This is a genomic window from Photobacterium sanctipauli (genome assembly GCF_003026495.1).
GTDB classification, from domain to species: Bacteria; Pseudomonadota; Gammaproteobacteria; order Enterobacterales; family Vibrionaceae; genus Photobacterium; species Photobacterium sanctipauli.
The window spans coordinates 132428-149939 of record NZ_PYMA01000013.1; the positions used below are offsets into that span (position 1 = coordinate 132428).

The following is a 17512-nucleotide window of genomic DNA, read 5'->3' on the forward strand; positions in this document are numbered from 1 at the left end:
AAATTCTGAATATATATTGATAAATTAAGCCGCTATGCTCCCTCGTCTATTTATGCAAAAGATCACATTGAAAAGTAGCTCTTTTATTTAAAAACGTGATTCCTCAGCAAAGAACCCTTTCTAGCTGCAGATATCTCATGACTATCTTGTTGATATGACTATTCCTGGTACGCCAAAAAATCAGAAATTGTTTCGATAATCCGCATGGTCATTCGGCTTTTACTCACCATAAATGTTTACCACTCAGTAGCATATCGATGTGTTTTAAATAAGTGATAGGTATAGCAATGACATATGATCCTGTATTAAGCGCTCTGAATACCATTAGAGAGAAAAAGCCAAACTTTGCACCCAAGGCGGCATTTATTCTTGGCTCTGGTTTAGGCGTCATCGCCGATGAGCTCACCGATAAAATAACGATACCCTACGAAGAATTGGACGGTTTTCCTGTCAGTACGGTACAGGGACACTCAGGGGAGTTGGTGTTGGGAACGATGAATGGTGTGGATGTGGTCTGCATGAAAGGCAGGGGGCATTATTATGAGCACCAATCGATGAAAGTTATGACGACGCCTGTTAGAACATTCAAAAAGTTGGGGTGCGAATTCTTGCTAGTCACTAATGCGGCTGGCTCACTTCGCCCCGAGCGAATCGAAGTAGGTTCCCTGGTGGTATTTAACGATCATATCAACACTATGCCGGAATCTCCGATGACCGGGGCTAATGACGATGAGTATGGTCCGCGTTTTTTCAGCTTAGCAAATGCCTATGATAAAGCACTGCGGTATGAGCTTTTGGAGGTGGCAGAGAAAAATCGAATCCACGTAAATCAAGGCGTGTTCGTTTCATATACAGGCCCTAATTTCGAAACGGCAGCAGAAATTAGAATGATGAGAGTGATTGGCGGTGATGTGGTAGGCATGTCAGTTGTTCCCGAAGTCATTTCTGCGGCACATTGTGGGCTACCTGTTCTTGCTGTCTGTGCGATCACCAACATGGCCGAGGGGCTAGGGGGTGTTGAACTCTCCCATGACCAAACACTCAAGTGCGCGAAACTGGCTGAAGAAGACTTTATTAAGCTAATCAACGTTTTTATCGCTAATCATTTTTGATCTTCTGGAGGCGTTATGTTTGCGATAGGCTTTTTAGGGATTGGGGCACTCTTAGGGATTGGTATTGCGGCCTCGACCAACCGTAAGGCCATCAAGGTCCGTACCGTGGGGATGGCCTTCTTGCTGCAATTGGCTATCGGTGCCTTGGTACTATATGTGCCATGGGGGCGTTCAGCGTTGGAAAGTATGTCCCACGGTGTCCATGCGGTGCTTGACAGTGGTAAGGCTGGCATCCAATTTTTATTTGGTAACCTAGTTAACTTTTCCGTGGACGGGATTGGCTTTGTTTTTGCTCTGAACGTCCTGCCTCTCGTTGTTTTTTTCTCGGCTCTCATCGCCGTTTTGTACTACCTGGGTATCATGCAGTTTATTATTCGCATGATTGGCGGGGCTATGGCGAAAGTGCTTGGCACTTCTAAGGCTGAGTCCATGTCGGCCGTATCTAATGTCTTTGTTGGCCAAAGCGAAGCCCCGTTGGTTGTTAAGCCCTATATGGATAAAATGAGTGATTCCGAGTTCTTTGCTGTTATGTGCGGCGGGATGGCATCGGTGTCTGGCACGGTGCTGGCGGGTTATGCCATGATGGGGGTTGATATGCAGTACTTATTAGCCGCTTCCTTTATGGCTGCGCCTGGTGGGGTACTGTTTGCCAAATTAATTATTCCTGAAACCACAACCCCGAGTTATACCATAGACAAGTCAACCAGCTTTGCCGAAAAGCGCCCTGAGAACCTACTTGCCGCAGCTGGTGAAGGGGCGGCGTCTGGGGTGAAGCTGGCAGCAGCAATTGGCGCAATGTTGATTGCGATGATTGGCCTAGTCGCGTTAGTGAATACTATTCTCGGCGGTATTGGTTCGTATGTTGGTGTGGCAAGTATCCTGTTATACCAGTATCCCAGCTGTGATTGATTTCACAGCTCGCAGAATGAGGGATCAAAAAGTAACCAAAACGTGATCTTTAAATGTGAAATTGCTGAATTTATGAAATTTTAAACAAGATTATTTTTTACTTATTGGGTTTGGATCTGCTTTTGTTCTTTTGTAGATTGATATGCCTATGACTTTATAGGTGGCTATGTTCATAGGTGAAAGTGAGATCTGGGTAGATTGGTTTGGGGGGGATCTGGGGGCACAAACAAAAAAGCAGCCCAAAGTGGGCTGCTTTTCAATGGGGTTAAGTATTAACGCTGCTCTAGCGGGTAAGAGCGGTAGCTCCACATACCGTAGGTGCGCAGTGCATCGCGGTAGATGCCCAGTAGCTCGCCATCGGTAGGGACTTTTAACTCTTCCAGTGGCTTATCAACGGCTGAAACGGTATCGAAGGTGATCCCTTTCGGACCGGTTTGCCAGCTGGCGATCTCAAACAGGGTTTGGCCGCGGCGTACGTGGCTTGCCGAGCTGATCAGCGTGGCGTGCTCGATGCCGTGGCGTGCCAGGGCATAGCTGCTGTAAAGGGCATTTTCGACAGTGCTACGGGCATAGTTGTCTTCGATGATACGATCGCGGTCGATACCTTTTTCAACCAGCCAGTCGGCCATCAGCTTGCCTTCGGTCTTGTGGTTCTTCGGCACGCCGCCGGTCAGTACGATCAGCGAATCTGGCGATTGTTTGGCCATTGCCAAGGTCATTTCCAAACGCTCAATCAGGATCTCGTGCATGCTGCCGTCTGGGTTTAGCGCATAGCCAAGGGTGATGATTGCCGTATTGCCGGTGTACTCTTTGTCTTGCTTGTCTTTTAGCGGTGTCGCGACAACACGGTTTACGGTGTCGAAGATACGCTGAATATCATCGGCGCGGCCGGCATTCAGATCTTTTAGCGTCATCATGTGCTTGGTTGATTCCGCTTGGTTGCCCTTGAAGTGTTGCCATACGGCGAGGTAAGCATGGGCATCCACATCTTGCGGAGCCACTTCAAGCACTTGCTCGAACAGCTCGATAGCGCGGTCGACATTCTTGTTGTAGATCTGGGCGTTGGCCGCCGAAATCAGCAAGTCGGTACGATACGGCTCAAGCTGGTAGGCTTCCAATAGGCGATTGGTTACCACTTCCATGTTGCTTGGCATTTTGGCCGTAAAGCCGGCATGGGAAATACGGGCCGGCGACTTGAATGCCGTTACCGCATCCGCCAGTAGCTGATCGACAACTTGGCGCTTGGAGGTAAATTGGCTGTATTCCGCCGAGGCTTGGATGCTCTGTTGCGGTGCTGCGTCTGCTAGCAGGGAAGTGGAGGTTAAGCTAAGTAGGCCGCCGAGGGTAAGGGCGATAATTGTTTTTTTCATATTGGTAGACCGTCGTATAGGATCACAATTCATCTGTACTATAAATAAATCACCAATATATTTTTGTGAGCTAACATTCGATTTTTTATGCTTATTTATAAGTACTTAGATTACTTGTTAGCTTGCTCCCATTCTCCAAGCGCATAGTTCGAGCCGATTATCTCGGCTGACTTTTCGTTTTATTTTCGTCTTTCCTAACCCACTGCCGTCTTATAGGTACAAAACGCATTGAATGGCGTTATTCGATAAAGATAAGGCGATAGTGATGATCAAGATTGTTAGCTTCAAAATTTGTCCGTTTGTCCAACGTGTCACCGCGCGCTTAGCGGCGCAGAATATCCCGTATGAGATTGAGTACATCAGTCTTAAAGACAAGCCGCAGTGGTTTTTGGATATTTCACCCAATGGTCAGGTCCCTTTGCTGATCACAGAATCGGGCACGGCCTTGTTCGAATCGGATGCGATCATTGAGTACCTTGACGAGGTATACCCAATGTTGGAATCGGACGTGACACCGGAGCAACGTGCCCTTGATCGCGCTTGGAGCTACCTAGGTTCCAAACATTATTTGGTGCAGTGCAGCACCATGCGCAGTGCAGATGAAGCAACGCTAACCGAGCGTCGCGAGAAGTTGGCGAAAGCCTTTGCCAAGGCAGAAGCGGCACTGGGCGACGGGCCTTTCTTCAAGGGTGAGGCGCTAAGCAATGTTGATATTGCATGGCTACCTTTGCTGCACCGCGCGGCCATCATTAAGGCGCACACTTGCCAAGACTTGCTGGAAGGTTTTCCGAAAGTGCAGCAGTGGCAAGCCGCCATGATGGCAACGGGGCTTGCCGAAAAATCGGTCGCAGAAGATTTCGAGGAAGCCTTCACTGGTTTCTACCTCTCGGAGCAAACCTACCTAGGGCAGAACAAGTGCTGCGATGATGCCAAGGCATGCGAAGTCGGCTGTTGCTAAGTCATGCTGGTGGTGGGGCTAGGTGGCTGGAAATAAAGGCATGCCTTTTTATGGTGTGGAATAGTCATCGCTAGCCCCGAACCGGTTCTTCCCCTTGTTCGCTGTTGGTCATGGGATTGAGGTTGCTGACAATAAGGGGAAGTTAGATGGGGTTAGTTCGAAGGTATTGGGTATTGAAGGGGATTGATGGATTCCCCTCCCTAGAATAAGGGGAGGGGGTCCAAGACTATGTCCGGTTTTTACATTGGTGCATAAGCTGCTTAGTCGATGCGGTACTTGGCAATGATTTCTTCGTCCAGCTCGATACCCAAGCCCGGCGCATCAGAGACTGTCACATAACCGTTGTCGAACTGAAGCTGGTTCTTCACCAACGAGGTGAACAGCGGGCTGGTGCTCTGGGAGAACTCCATCAAGGTGCCGTGCTCGCAAGCAGCCAGGAAGTGGACCGATGCCGCCAGCAAAATACCGGTGCTGAAGCCGTGCGGGATCAGCTGGGTACCGTGTAGCTGCGCCATGTCGTAGATCTTCTTCATTTCGGTGATACCACCACAGCGGGTGATATCAGGCTGCACGATATCGGCGTTTGACTTGGTAATAAACTCTTGGAACTCGTAGCGGGTAGTCAGTGATTCACCGCCTGCGATTTTCTGCGAAACCTGCTGGGTTAGCTTGTTGTAGCTGTTTAGGCTATCGGCCAGTACCGGCTCTTCAATCCAGTTCAGGTTAAATGCTTCCAGGCGTTTTGCCATCATTGCCGAGTGGCCACAAGTGTGCCATTTCGACGCAAGGTCGATTTGGACTTCCACTTCCGGGCCAACCGCTTCGCGTACTGCCTTAACGATTTGGTAGTCGGTTTCCGGATCGTCACCGAATACGCCACCGCCGAACTTGATGCTGGTAAAGCCTTGGTCGATCAATGCTTTGGCAATACCGCGGTTGTCTTCAGGGTTGTCTGCCGGAATGAAGGTACCGTAGCAGCGGATGTTGTCGCGGTATTTACCGCCAAGCAGGGTGTGAACAGGCACACCGTAGAACTGGCCGGCAATGTCCCACAGCGCGATATCAATGGCACTGATAGCGTGGATACCCGCGCCGCGACGGCCCATGTAGTTTGAAGCCCAGTACATTTTGTTCCACAGGCGCTCGATTTCCAGTGGGTTTTCACCAATGAGCAAGCGTTTTAGGCCGTTGCAGTAGAAGTTGGTTTGCGGCGCTTCGATACACGCCTTCACCATTGCCGGGCTGGTGTCCGACTCACCAATCCCCACGATGCCCTTGTCGGTGTGGACTTTAACCACCACCGCATCTTCGCCCCATTCACAATCGGCATCTAGTGCAGGTACACGTAGGGTGATCACTTCAATATCAGTAATTTTCATTGTTCATTTTTCCTAGCAATATTGGGTTTATTTCTGTTTGGTTTTTAATTCAGCATAAAACAGCGGCAGCACTTCGCCCTCCCGGCTTGCTGGCAAGCGGGCAATAAACATAAAATTGTGGAGCGTTTATTTTGTCGGTGAAGCCACTGTTGGTTAAGGTTGTTGGCTAAAGAGGCTTAGGCCGCTTCTTTTTCCGGTGACGAGGCCAGCCCAAGCTTGCGCTTGATGACGTTGATGTCCATGTCGAACAAGATCAGTGCACCGATAACCAGTACCAAACCAATGATTTTCTGCATGGTGACGGCTTCATCCAATAGGAAGATAGACAGAACGAACGCCGATAGCGGGATCAGGTTTTGCACCATGTTGGCACGGGTAACACCGGTCAGTACCAGCGACTTGAAGTACATCACGTACGCCAAGCCAGAGCACACCAAACCCAGCATCAGTACGCTGAACAGGTTCATGCCGCTTGCGAATACGATGCTCATTTCAGTTAGATCCGAGCCTTTGAACGCAGCAAGGATAACCAGCGAGATGGTTGCAAACAGGAACTGGTAAAGCATGGTTGATAGGCCGTCGTAGCGGTCGGCAAAGTTCTTGTTGATAAAGCAAGAAACGATGAAGCCCATCACACCGATAACCATGTACATATGGCCGATGTTAAGGCCGGAGTATTGGTTGGTTGGATCGAACGCAATGAAGAAGGCGCCCACGAAGCTGATCATAACCGCAATGGTTTGGATAAGCGTTGGCAACTTGCGGTACAGCGGGATAGATACCAGCACGGTGAAGATAGGGATCATACCGTTGATAACACCCACTTCCGATGCCGAAATGTAGTTCAATGCCAGTAGCGAGGTATAGAAGAACATCGCCTGGGCGGCAATGCCCGAGATCGCCATTAGCGGGATGTCTTTCACCTGCAGCCATTTGCGGTCTTTGGTGAAAAAGAAGAACACAATTCCCAAGCCGAGGGTGGCCAGGCTGTAGCGGGCAATAGCAAATACCACAGGGTCGATTTTACCTGCCAGTACGCCAGAAAATGGGAACGAGGCGCCCCACATGATGGCGCACATAATCGCGAGGACTAGGCCAGTTTTTTCTTGTTTGTTCATGTCTGATCTCCGCCGCACAGTTTAGTGATGTGCGGCTAAAAAATGAATAGGGTGGTTGTTATTTACTCAGGGTAGATGTTCAGTACGCGTTCCAGTCGCTGGTCTTTTTGGTAAAGCGAGGCGTACGCAAAGCCAACACCTTCGATGTTGGTTAGGCCACCATTGGCGACATAGTTGATTTTCTTGACGATTTCGTTCGATACGTTGTCGATGGTATCTGTCGCCTTCATGATGCCGCAGGCATTGATGTCCATGTCTTCGGTGATCAGGTGTTCGTTGCCCGATACGCGGATCACCGGGGTGATGGCGTTGTTAAAGCCTGCGCCGCCTGAGGTCCATAAGATCATGTGCGCGCCCAGAGAGGCGAAGTGCATCGCCGCCGAACCACACAGGTGGGTGGTTTCGGTAAGGTAGAAGCCCGGCTTGGTTGGCTTCTCGCGGTGGAGGTGGTTGATACGCAGCACGTCTTGGATCGCACGGGTACAGGTTTTGTGCATCGCGCCGTGGGATTTCTCGTCAATCGTGGTCAGGCCGCCAACGCTGTTGCCGATCGACATGGTTTCAACCTCGGTGCCCTCTACGTGCCAGCGGTGCTCTTCTTCTTCAATCAGCTTGCAGATCTTGTCAGCGACGTCGGTGCTGACCGCACGCTCGCGCAGGATATCTTCACAGCCAATCAGCTCGATAAGCTCGCCCGCCATGCAGGTAGCGCCCATATCGACCATCTTGTCGACGGCGGCACCCACACTAGGGTTGGAGGCAATGCCAGAGCTGGTATCTGAGCCGCCGCATTTCACGCCGATCACCAACTCGGAAACCGGAACATCAACACACTCGATGCTGTTGGCATGGCCTTCAAGCTCTTTGCCCAGCGCGATCCCCTCGTTGATGGTGGTGCGGGTTCCTTTTGACTTGATCACCGTCATCGAGTGGGCCGGCAGGCCGGTTTCGCGGATCGGTGCTGCCACCAATTCGGGATCAATCGAGCCGCAGCCCATGGCGATCACCAATACGCCAGCCACGTTCGGGTTGATCCCGGTGTGGATCATGGTGTCGATCATCTCTTCGTTGCCGCCCAGCATACAGGTGTTGTAGTTGGTGACGACGATCGAGCCCTTCACTTCGTTGCTGATATTGCGGGCGATCCCTTCGCAACATTCGTCAACCGCGATGATCAGGATGTGGTTGCGGATACCGAACGAGCCGTTTGGGCGCGGATAACCTTTGAATGTGCTCATTGTTCAATCTCCATTTCTTTGATGATCAGCTCGATGATGTTGTCTGGAATATCTAGGCGGATGCTGCGCACGTTCTGGACGTGAACCAGCTGGCCAAGCTCGATATCGCAGATCGCCTTGCCGATGGTGAAACCCGACTTCAGTACCTCTTGGCCATTTTCGATGTGGCACATGGCCACCTTGTTACCAAAAGGGATGTTCTGCAGTGCGGTGACCGTTGCAATGGTCTGGTTTTCTGTGGAGATGATTTCTACCTCTTCGCCCTTGCGCAAATTTCCCAAAAGCGTCGCCACGTTGTCAGCTTCGGAAAGCTGGATCGCTTTAATCATTTTTCGATCTCTTGTATATTGTCGGACAATCGACATTTATACAAACGTCGGCGACGAAAGAATTGATGTGGGTCAAGATCTGAGGAGGTAATTGCGGCGGATTAATGCAAACTGTGACGAAGGATAGATATTTAGTTGTTTGCGGTCGGTTGATCATCGTAAGATTGTTCGACAGAAACCCCATGTGAAAACAAGTAAACAGAATGAAGTTCAATAAGCAGAGCCTCGAAGAGCAAGTGACCGATTATCTCCGTGAAAAAATCATTAGCGGCGAGATTGGACAAGGCGAAAAAATCATCGAAAGCACCATGGCTAAAGAGCTCGACCTGTCGCGCAGCACCATCAGAATGGCGCTTAACTCGTTGTCACATGAAGGCTTGGTGGTGTCGAAACCCTATGCCGGTTGGCATGTGATTTCCCTTAACGAAGATGACTTGTGGGAGTTGTATAACCTGCGGGTTGCATTGGAAAGCCAATCCGCTGCCATGGCGGCCGAAAAAGCCAGCGATGAAGACAAGCAAGAGCTGCAAACTATTTTGGATGACTACCTGAAATTGTGTGAGCAGAGCCCTGCCGACTTGCAGGCAATCACCGAAGCTGACTTCATCCTTCATAACAAGATTGTTGAGGCGAGCAACAGCAAGCGGATGGAGAAAATCTATAGCCAGATTGCTAACCAGCTGAAAACCTACCTTTGCATGACCCACTACGACTACGATATGTCGCAAAGTGGTTTGAGCCACAAGCCGATTGTCGATGCGATTATTAACGGCGAGCCGGAAATCGCCCGTGCTGAAGCCAAGGCCAATATCACTTCGTTTACCGATTTGTGCGCCTTGTTGAAAAATGGCAAGGAAGGGGCGTAAATCGCATAAGGGCATAGCATAGTAAGGGGCACACCGACATGGCGTTGCCCCTTTTATTTTGGCTATTGAGTTTTAGTAAGTTGCCATACCGTGAGCGTCGCATTAAGGAGGATGCCATGCGCCAAGTAAGTCCAAAACTACAACCCTGGTTGAACACCTTTAATGAGCAAGTGGCCCTATTGGTTGAAGATGGCTTCAAGCCTACCGCGACCAATGCGCGTGAGGGACTGGCCAATTTAACCCAGGGACTGGTCACCGATATCCCTGCGGTCGCCTGGGTGCAGGATGATCTGGTACTCAGCGACGAGTATGACGTGCCGGTGCGCATTTACCACCCGGCACCTGCGCAGAGTTTGCCGGTGTTGGTGTTTTACCATGGCGGCGGTCATATAGCGGGCAGTATCACTGTGTATGATCCTATCTGCCGTAAATTGGCAAATGCCACCCAGCATATTGTGGTCTCGGTGGACTACCGCTTGGCGCCAGAATGTCCGTACCCTGCCGGGGTTAATGATGCTTGTAACGTGGTGAAGCATATTTGGCAGACCCTTGATAGTCGCAAGCTGAACTACTTGCCTCGGTTGTCTATCGCAGGCGATTCCGGTGGGGGCGCGCTGGTGGCCACGGTGAGCCAGAAAGCCCAGTTTGATGATGCGATAACCCTAGCTAAGCAAGTGCTGGTGTACCCAAGCCTTGATTACACCATGGCCTCGGAGTCGATGGTGCTCAATGGTACAGGCTACCTAGTGCAGAAAAGTAAAATTGCTTGGTATTTCGACAATTACTTCCAAAATGATGAAGACCGCACACTCGTTTCCCCCTTATATGGTGACTTTACGCCGCAGCTTCCCGAGACTTTGCTGCTAACGGCGGAGTTCTGCCCGCTGCGGGATGAGGGGATGAATTATTGCAAGCAAGCCAAGGCTGCCGGTGCCGTGGTTAAGCATATCCACTTTCCCGATATGATCCATGCCTTTTTGAATATGGAAGATTTGGTCAAAGAAGAGTGCGATAAGGTATATCGTTATATTGCCGAATTTCTTCAACAATAAGAAAGGCATATTCATTATTGCTTTTATTGTTAGCCCTCCAAAGATCAAACCTCCTAGCCTGAATAGGGTGCCGTCACGATTGCTAGTGTGGCGGCTCATTTACTGCTGAACCTAAAGCTGGCATTGGTAGAGGTGCCCAATTATGGAAAATAGTGTCCATAATGATTGGTGATTTTTGCCATTTATCTTGTACCATGAATACTGCATTCTTGCCCCATCAAATCAAGACAGGGTCAACGACAGTGAAAGATCAAAATCAAAGCCAAGCTATTCAGAACCAAATTATTGATGCTTTCGAGCTACGCCACGCGACCAAAGTATTCAATCCTGATGCGAAGATCAGCGAAGATGAATTCAACACTATTTTGGAAGCCGCGCGTTTGTCACCAAGTTCGTTTGGTTTTGAACCTTGGCAAATCATGGTTGTGCAATCACCAGAGAAACGCGAACTTTTCCGCGAGTTCACTTGGGGTGCGAACGGGGCATTCAATGGCACGGCTGGCCAGCTGGGTACCGCAAGCCACTTTGTGATCCTGCTGGCGCACACGGATGCGACCATGAAGCACAATTCTGACTACCAGCAGACCTTCATGAAGGAAGTGAAGCAGCTGCCGGAAGATGTGATTGGCTTTATCAACCAAGCATTCCAGAAGTTCCAAGAACACGACTTCAAAATCGAAGGTGAGCAGATCACCGAATGGTCGGCACGCCAGTCTTACATTGCCATGGGCAATATGATGACTGCCGCCGCCCTGATGGGTATCGACTCTTGCCCAATCGAAGGCTTTGAGATCGACAAGACCATGGCGGTACTGCAAGAGCACTTTGGTGTTGATCCGAAAAACTACAAGCCTGCGGCGATGGTAGCCTTTGGCTACCGTGCCGACGAGCCACCTTTTGCCAAAACCCGTCGCGAGATGGCGCAAGTGGTGTCTTGGCACTAATTGTTAGGTTACTTGCAGGTAAAAACGGGTAAATAAAAAGGCGCCACCCCATGGGGTGGCGCCTTTGTTAGTTTTCATTTCTACTGAAGTACTGTGCCTTTAAGCCACTTTACCCAATAGAGCTGCTCGAATTACTTCTTAAGGTTAGTGAAGTAGTCGAAGATAACTGGTACGTCGTTGTTGCCCATACCTGCATCAACAGCAGCTTGTAGGCTAGTAGAAGTACCTTCAGCGATAAGAGACTTGGTGCCTAGCTCTTCACATAGCGCCAGGAAGTAGCCTAGGTCTTTGTTTGCGTTAGCCACAGAGAAGCCTAGTTTTTCTTCGCCGTCTACCGCGTAGAACTTACAGAACTGCATGAACGGAGAGTTAGAAGGACCCGCTGACATGATGTCGAATAGTTGCTGACCGTCAACGCCGGCTAGCTTAGCAACTGCGAATGCCTGAGACATAGTGGCAACCGTTGTCATACCCATGAAGTTGTTCACAAGCTTAGTCACGTGGCCTGAACCTAGTGCGCCTAGGTGGAATACGTTCTCGCCTTGCTCGTCAAGCACTGGTTTCACTTTGTTGAACGTGTCGATGTCGCCAGCGGCCATGATGTTTAGTAGACCGTCTTTAGCGTGAGCTGGAGTACGGCCAAGCGGTGCGTCGATCATACCTGCGCCAATCTCTGCAAGGTCAGCACCGATCTTCTTAGTAGAAGCTGGGATAGAAGTACCGAAGTCGATTAGCGTTTTGCCTTCAGACATACCCGCTAGAATACCAGTTTCGCCGTAAACCACTTTCTCAACAACTTCAGATGTTGTTAGGCAAAGCATCACGATGTCACTTTTCTCAGCTAGTTCTTTACCAGAAGCCGCTTCAGACGCATTGCCACGAGCTAGAACGGCTGCTACTGCATCTTTGTTAAGATCCATTACGTTAACTTCGTAACCACGGTTTTGAAGATTCTCAACCATGTTGCCGCCCATAAGGCCAAGACCGATGAAACCAATTACAGGTTTAGTCATTTCAGACTCCTAATAAAATACTATTGTATGACTATATGGCTTATAGAATATACGCCTCCCAGTATTAAAGCAATCTTAGAATACGAGGAAATATTCTCCAGTGTTGCGTTTTTTGATCTGCGTCCACTATAACTATTTGATCTTTATGGATGCGACGGGGCTGGTTAGCAGGCAAGAAATTGTAACCAATGATGTGCCTATTCCCTGCTTTCCGATAGCAGGGGTATGGGATAGCATGATTCAGCAGTAGGAAATGGACGTACTGAGAAGCCGTGCTTTTTTCATCATTAGCGAGAAGCGGCAGCTTTCGTTTAGTACCAGAACATCGCCAGGCCTATAACCCAACACGGCATGATGCCGCCCTAAGTTATTGTAAATAAACAGAATAAACAACTGCCCTGTAATGTGTCTTTAGCCGTCAATTCAAATTTACCTTTCTTGTCATACAATAATACCGTATAGTTAGTGGCGAAGGTGCTACTAACGTGAATGGTTAACTGTGTTAACCCCTATGGCACAACCTTTAACTAACTCATAGAGAACATCAAAATGTCTAAAAAAATTGCATTTATCTCTGGCGCAACGGGTGGTATCGGTTTCCAAGTTGCTAAACGTCTTGGTGAAGATGGCTATACTGTGGTTCTTAACGGTATCGAAGCAGATAAAGGCGCAAGCTGCGTTGCTGTGCTTAAAGAAGCTGGCATCGATGCTGAATACCGTGGTTTTGACGTTACTGACGAGCATGCTGTTACTGAAAACATCAACGCGATCGGTGAAAAATACGGTCATATCGATGTGGTCGTGAACAATGCGGGTGGCCTAGGTGGCCGTAGTCCAATCGAAGGCATGGAAACCGAGTTCTTCCGCAAGGTAATGGCACTTAACCTAGATAGCGCTTTCTTCGTATCACGCGCTGCTATCCCATTCCTTAAAAAATCTGACAACGCGTTTATCATCAACTTCACATCTAATGCGGCTTGGAACGCAGGTGGCCCGGGTGCTGGTATCTACGGTACATCAAAAGCGGCTGTACATACTCTAACGCGCGCATTGGCTAAAGAATTGGCACCTGCTAGCATCCGTGTTAACGCGGTATCGCCTGGTACAATCGACACCCCGTTCCATGCGCAAATCAAAGCAACGAAGCCAGAAGTCTTCGCTTCATGGGCAGACAGCATCATGCTTGGTCGTCTTGGCCAGCCAGAAGAAGTGGCGTCTGCAATCTCCTTCCTAGTGAGCAAAGACGCATCGTTCATCACCGCTGAAACACTGCAAATTGGCGGTGGTCAGGCGCTAGGTATTTAATACTAGATATTTAATAATCAGGTACTTAAGACCAGTACTTAAGAGCAGCCACTGGGCGGCTTACTTTAATGCAAATGCTAAGCTGACATAGCCGGTGCTGAAAAACTAAAAACGCGGCAACGACTCGATGAATCGTTGCCGCGTTTTGTTATTCGTCCTTGGCTCTTAGGTTCTGGTTTCTCGAATATTGTTTATTCAAGCGGGAAACTAAAACTCGCGGTTCATCTCCCCAAGGCATTGAAGCAGTACTTCGGCTTGCTCGGGGCTGATGTTTCTGGTCAGGTCTTTGACCAGCTCGAGGTGCAGCTGGTTGTGCTGCTGGTGGATAGCTTGGCCTGCTTCGGTCAGTTCAACCACAATGGCCCGCCTGTCTTCCGAGTGAGGACGGCGAACAATCAAACCAGCCTTGACGAGCTTTTCGACTTGTACGGTCAGGGTGCCTGTGGTGATCCCCAGTTTTTCTGCCAGCTCTTTCATCCTTAAAGCACCATGGCTCCCCAGCACCTCGATGGTGTGGGTTTGGGCAAGGGAGTAGCCTGTTTCTTTTACTACAGATTGCTCCCATGAAGACATCTTGTCGTAGAACTCGGTCAGAGTCTGGTTCAATTTTTCTAGGTTTTGCATAAGGCCGTAGGATGAACTTCAAGAGTAAGGTGACAAATCTTATCAAACTTAGCGAGCAATTGTTTATATTCAGCTAGGCTTTTGTCGCTATGCGACTCGATAGTAATCGCTGCTGAGTAATGGTGGCCGCTAATTTTCCAGATATGCAGATCTTTCACTGTGGCAAACGGAGCCAGGGCTTCGACAACCTGTTGGCGATATTGCTGATCGATATTTTCATCCAATAACACCGGACTGGTCTGTTTCATCAGGCTCAGTGTCCATTTACCTATCACTAAAGCGCCCACCATACCCATCAGGGCATCGAGCCAATGCCACCCATAGAACTTACCAAATAGTAACGCGACGATAGCCAGCAGTGATGTCAGGGTGTCGGCAAGTACATGTAGGTAAGCCGCTCGCAAGTTGTGGTCATGGTGGTGTTCCCCGTGCGAGTGGCTGTGTGAGTGATCATGCGAATGATCATGGTGGTGATCCTGGAGCAGGAACATGCTGGCGACATTCACCGTTAACCCGATGATGGCGACAAAGATAGCTTCATTGAACTGGATGGCTTGAGGGTTGAAGAGGCGATGGATTGATTCGCCAAACATGACTAAGGCAACAATACCAAGGGCGATGGCGCTGGTGTAACCACCCAGCACGCTGACTTTGCCCGTGCCGAAAGAAAACCTGTCGTTATCGGCGTTCTTTTTGGCATAGCGGTAAGCGAAAAGGGTAATACAAAAGGCGGCAGCATGGGTACCCATATGCCAGCCATCCGCGAGTAGTGCCATCGAGCCGTATACCGTGCCCGCAACAATCTCGACCACCATAGTAACGAGGGTAAGCAAGAGGACATAGAAAGTCCGCTTTTCACCGCGATGATTGTGGGCGGTGAACTCATGTTTGTGTGCTGCTGAAAACTGCAAAACGCGACCTATTTAGTTTGATTGTCAAGATATTTGAATGCCAATTTAGTTTGATTGTCAAACATTGTCAATGTTGTTTGATGGTCAAACTAAATATTATAGGGTAGCTACCCTAAGCTTAAATCTGTCGTGGCGATGGGTGTCGAATAAAAAACGCCTGGCTGAGAACAGCCAGGCGCAGGACGTTTTAGGAGGAAGGCAAAGCTATTACAAAAGCTGTGACAAAAAGCTATGACAATTGGCGTATCCGCTCGATTTCATCAGTATCAATACCGAGCGATTCGAGAAATTGCTGGTGGGCTTGTGGCTCCATCTTCTCGAACTGGATGTGCCAGTTCGTCATGTCTTCTTCGCTCATGCCCGAGGCGGCGAGCAAGGCAGTCCACTTTTCTTTCGTCAGCATCCCCGATGTCAGCAATGATGGCTGGTTGAGTGTAGCCACGATGGCGCTTTGCTGCTTGCGCAACCGCTGTATTTCGCTCTCCAATGCATTGAACTGATCAGTCAGCAATTGCTGCTGGCTTTGCTCGCACTGGCTATCTAGCAGCGGGGCAATGTCTTCAACCGGAATACCAAATGAGCGGTAGGACAAGATGCTTTCCAGCCGCTTGATTTCCTTGTCGCCGTAATAACGGTAGCCATTGTCTGCCCGTTGGGCGGGTTGCAATAGGCCTGCTCGTTCATAGTAGAGCACCGTGGTACGCGAAACGTTGCAGTGTTTGGCCAGTGCAGTGACGGTCAGCATGGTAAAGGCCCCTTAGTTATCGGCGCGAGCATTGGGTCTTATTGCCTTGTATAGGTATGGGATCGCGACACTGGAAATCAGTACGGCAGCCCCCAAAAAGGCAATGGAATTCGGTATTTCCGCAAACAGCAGATAGCCAAGTGCGATTGAGTAAAGAATACTGATGTATTCAACATTGGCAATGACATTTGCCTCTCCCCATTTGTATGCCGACACCCCGAACCACTGGGCAACTGACGAGATAGCCCCGACCAAAATCAGCAGGCACAGCTCATTGAATGTTGGCCATTGCCAGCTATAAAGGCTTGGGATCAGGGCAAGCAGCCCTACAAAGATGGCTTGATAGGCTAACAGGGTAATTCTAGGCTCGGTTTGCGCGACTTTCCTAACGCACACCACCGCCGTGGCAGCCCCCAGCGCGCCAAGGGCACCGAGCACAATATAGAAAAACGAGGCATCGGCAAAGTTGGGCTGCACTATCAGCATCACGCCAAGAAAGCCGACCAAGATGGTAAACCAGCGTGAAGCCGACACCGCTTCTGACAAACACATTCTTGATATCAAGGCGACAAACAGTACCTGCAAGAAGCCAATTGCCTTGGCGTCGGCGAGCGGGATATTACTGACCGTCACAAAGCCGAGGTACAAGGCGAAGAAGGCGCCGGTGATCCGAAGCAGGTGCAGTTTGACCTTCTTGGGCTTTAGCAGAACGGGAATATTGGCCTTGATGGCAGGCATCAGGATCGCGAGGAAGACGACCTGGCGAAACAGCAAGATCTGGAAAGTGTCGATGGTGCTGCTTAGCATTCGGACCAGCACCCCGACCACTACAAATAGCCCGGTTGAAACCAAGGCAAGCAAAATGCCCTTAAGGTAATTAGGTATGGCATCAAACATCGCCATGACAGGTTGGAAGGTGGTTTTGAAACTAGAAAGAGTAGAGTGTGACATAGTTGCTCTCCGTTGGTACGGCGAACATTATCAACCCTACACTTGTAGACGGGTCAATTTGGTGATTCTGGTCATATGTATTTGTGCCCCAGGTATAGCAGGCCGATGTTTATTTTATTGGGATATGCTAACCATTCATGTTTGCTCACTCGCTATCATTGCTGATTTACATCCGTTCTTTAGGAAATTAATACAATGAATAAGACCAAGGTATTGTTGGTTACAGGAGCATGCTTGCTTGCCGGGTGTGAGGCAACGGTAGATTCGGTAGAAAGGCCGTCGGCAAAGATGTTTCCAGAGATTGAGGGCCAAAAACGCCACGTATTTTACGTTGATCCTGTATCAAATGAGCAAGACAAGCGTGTTGAGATTATTGCAGGCAAACAAATGCTGGTGGATTGTAATCAGGTAATGCTATCTGGCCAAGTTGTTGAGCATAACCTTAAAGGCTGGGGCTACCGTTATTACCAAGTCGAGGGGTATACCGGACGCGGTGGGCAAACATTGATGGCTTGCCCCGAGAATTCAGAACAAGAAAAGTTCATTAAGCTAAATAGCAAAGATCTCTACCGCTACAACAGCAAGTTGCCAATAGTTGTATATGCTCCAGAGGAGTTGGAGGTGAGCTTCCGTATTTGGTCCGCTGAAAGCTAACTGGATTGTTGAAGGCTTAGAGCTTCAGCTTTGC

Annotated in this window: 18 protein-coding genes; 8 read left to right on the plus strand and 10 right to left on the minus strand. The window is 49.4% G+C overall.

The window, feature by feature from the left end:
* The first annotated feature begins 287 nt into the window (after positions 1-287).
* Together xapA and C9I98_RS18550 are read left to right on the plus strand one after the other, a co-directional pair.
* Positions 288-1112 carry a xanthosine phosphorylase gene (gene xapA, locus C9I98_RS18545; RefSeq protein WP_036821159.1) on the plus strand — a complete coding sequence of 275 codons (825 nt, stop codon included), beginning with the start codon at positions 288-290 and terminating at the stop codon, positions 1110-1112.
* A gap of 15 nt (positions 1113-1127) precedes the next feature.
* Positions 1128-2021, plus strand: a complete 894-nt coding sequence (locus tag C9I98_RS18550; protein ID WP_338049198.1) for a NupC/NupG family nucleoside CNT transporter — start codon at positions 1128-1130, stop codon at positions 2019-2021.
* A 272-nt stretch (positions 2022-2293) separates the two neighbouring features.
* Here C9I98_RS18550 and C9I98_RS18555 read toward each other — a convergent pair whose 3' ends face one another.
* On the minus strand, positions 2294-3391 hold the full coding sequence (locus C9I98_RS18555) for an ElyC/SanA/YdcF family protein (protein ID WP_036827344.1): 1098 nt from the start codon (positions 3389-3391) through the stop codon (positions 2294-2296).
* A 265-nt stretch (positions 3392-3656) separates the two neighbouring features.
* Here C9I98_RS18555 and C9I98_RS18560 point away from each other — a divergent pair, with 265 nt between their 5' ends.
* Entirely contained in the window at positions 3657-4349 is a 693-nt protein-coding gene (locus C9I98_RS18560; RefSeq protein ID WP_036827350.1) for a glutathione S-transferase family protein, read from the plus strand.
* A gap of 260 nt (positions 4350-4609) precedes the next feature.
* Here C9I98_RS18560 and C9I98_RS18565 read toward each other — a convergent pair whose 3' ends face one another.
* From C9I98_RS18565 to C9I98_RS18580, 4 genes are all read right to left on the minus strand, one after another.
* A complete protein-coding gene (locus C9I98_RS18565; RefSeq protein ID WP_107272321.1) occupies positions 4610-5728 on the minus strand; it encodes a mandelate racemase/muconate lactonizing enzyme family protein in 1119 nt (372 codons plus the stop codon).
* A 176-nt stretch (positions 5729-5904) separates the two neighbouring features.
* Positions 5905-6846 carry a DMT family transporter gene (locus C9I98_RS18570; RefSeq protein ID WP_051901896.1) on the minus strand — a complete coding sequence of 314 codons (942 nt, stop codon included), beginning with the start codon at positions 6844-6846 and terminating at the stop codon, positions 5905-5907.
* A 62-nt stretch (positions 6847-6908) separates the two neighbouring features.
* Positions 6909-8084, minus strand: a complete 1176-nt coding sequence (locus C9I98_RS18575; protein WP_036817588.1) for a UxaA family hydrolase — start codon at positions 8082-8084, stop codon at positions 6909-6911.
* Positions 8081-8413, minus strand: a complete 333-nt coding sequence (locus C9I98_RS18580; RefSeq protein WP_036817590.1) for a UxaA family hydrolase — start codon at positions 8411-8413, stop codon at positions 8081-8083. The genes C9I98_RS18575 and C9I98_RS18580 overlap by 4 nt, the downstream gene beginning before the upstream one ends.
* Before the next feature lie 203 nt (positions 8414-8616).
* Here C9I98_RS18580 and C9I98_RS18585 point away from each other — a divergent pair, with 203 nt between their 5' ends.
* The 3 genes from C9I98_RS18585 (at position 8617) to C9I98_RS18595 (ending at position 11275) form a co-directional block, all read left to right on the plus strand.
* Positions 8617-9279, plus strand: coding sequence for a GntR family transcriptional regulator (locus tag C9I98_RS18585; RefSeq protein WP_036817591.1), 663 nt, complete (start codon positions 8617-8619; stop codon positions 9277-9279).
* 116 nt (positions 9280-9395) lie between these two features.
* Positions 9396-10331, plus strand: coding sequence for an alpha/beta hydrolase (locus tag C9I98_RS18590; protein WP_036817592.1), 936 nt, complete (start codon positions 9396-9398; stop codon positions 10329-10331).
* 242 nt (positions 10332-10573) lie between these two features.
* Positions 10574-11275, plus strand: coding sequence for an NAD(P)H-dependent oxidoreductase (locus C9I98_RS18595; RefSeq protein WP_051901897.1), 702 nt, complete (start codon positions 10574-10576; stop codon positions 11273-11275).
* Between the two features lie 131 nt (positions 11276-11406).
* Here C9I98_RS18595 and C9I98_RS18600 read toward each other — a convergent pair whose 3' ends face one another.
* Positions 11407-12288: an NAD(P)-dependent oxidoreductase gene (locus C9I98_RS18600; protein ID WP_036817594.1), complete on the minus strand. Its 882-nt coding sequence runs from the start codon at positions 12286-12288 to the stop codon at positions 11407-11409.
* Positions 12289-12837: 549 nt separating this feature from the next.
* Between C9I98_RS18600 and C9I98_RS18605 the strand changes: the two genes are divergently transcribed.
* Entirely contained in the window at positions 12838-13593 is a 756-nt protein-coding gene (locus tag C9I98_RS18605) for an SDR family NAD(P)-dependent oxidoreductase (protein WP_036817597.1), read from the plus strand.
* A 207-nt stretch (positions 13594-13800) separates the two neighbouring features.
* Here C9I98_RS18605 and C9I98_RS18610 read toward each other — a convergent pair whose 3' ends face one another.
* The 4 genes from C9I98_RS18610 to C9I98_RS18625 all read right to left on the minus strand — a co-directional run bounded on the left by C9I98_RS18610 (position 13801) and on the right by C9I98_RS18625 (position 16824).
* A complete protein-coding gene (locus tag C9I98_RS18610) occupies positions 13801-14217 on the minus strand; it encodes a MarR family winged helix-turn-helix transcriptional regulator (protein WP_036817599.1) in 417 nt (138 codons plus the stop codon).
* Entirely contained in the window at positions 14205-15128 is a 924-nt protein-coding gene (gene dmeF, locus C9I98_RS18615) for a CDF family Co(II)/Ni(II) efflux transporter DmeF (protein WP_036817601.1), read from the minus strand. Before dmeF ends, C9I98_RS18610 begins: the two co-directional genes overlap by 13 nt.
* Positions 15129-15357: 229 nt before the next feature.
* On the minus strand, positions 15358-15873 hold the full coding sequence (locus tag C9I98_RS18620) for a MerR family transcriptional regulator (RefSeq protein WP_036817602.1): 516 nt from the start codon (positions 15871-15873) through the stop codon (positions 15358-15360).
* Between the two features lie 12 nt (positions 15874-15885).
* The gene (locus C9I98_RS18625) at positions 15886-16824 is read right to left on the minus strand and encodes a DMT family transporter (RefSeq protein WP_036817603.1); all 939 of its coding nucleotides are present in this window, start codon (positions 16822-16824) and stop codon (positions 15886-15888) included.
* Between the two features lie 195 nt (positions 16825-17019).
* Between C9I98_RS18625 and C9I98_RS18630 the strand changes: the two genes are divergently transcribed.
* Positions 17020-17478 (plus strand): ecotin family protein, encoded by a 459-nt coding sequence (locus C9I98_RS18630; RefSeq protein ID WP_036817605.1) that lies wholly within the window; start codon positions 17020-17022, stop codon positions 17476-17478.
* Positions 17479-17512: the final 34 nt, after the last annotated feature.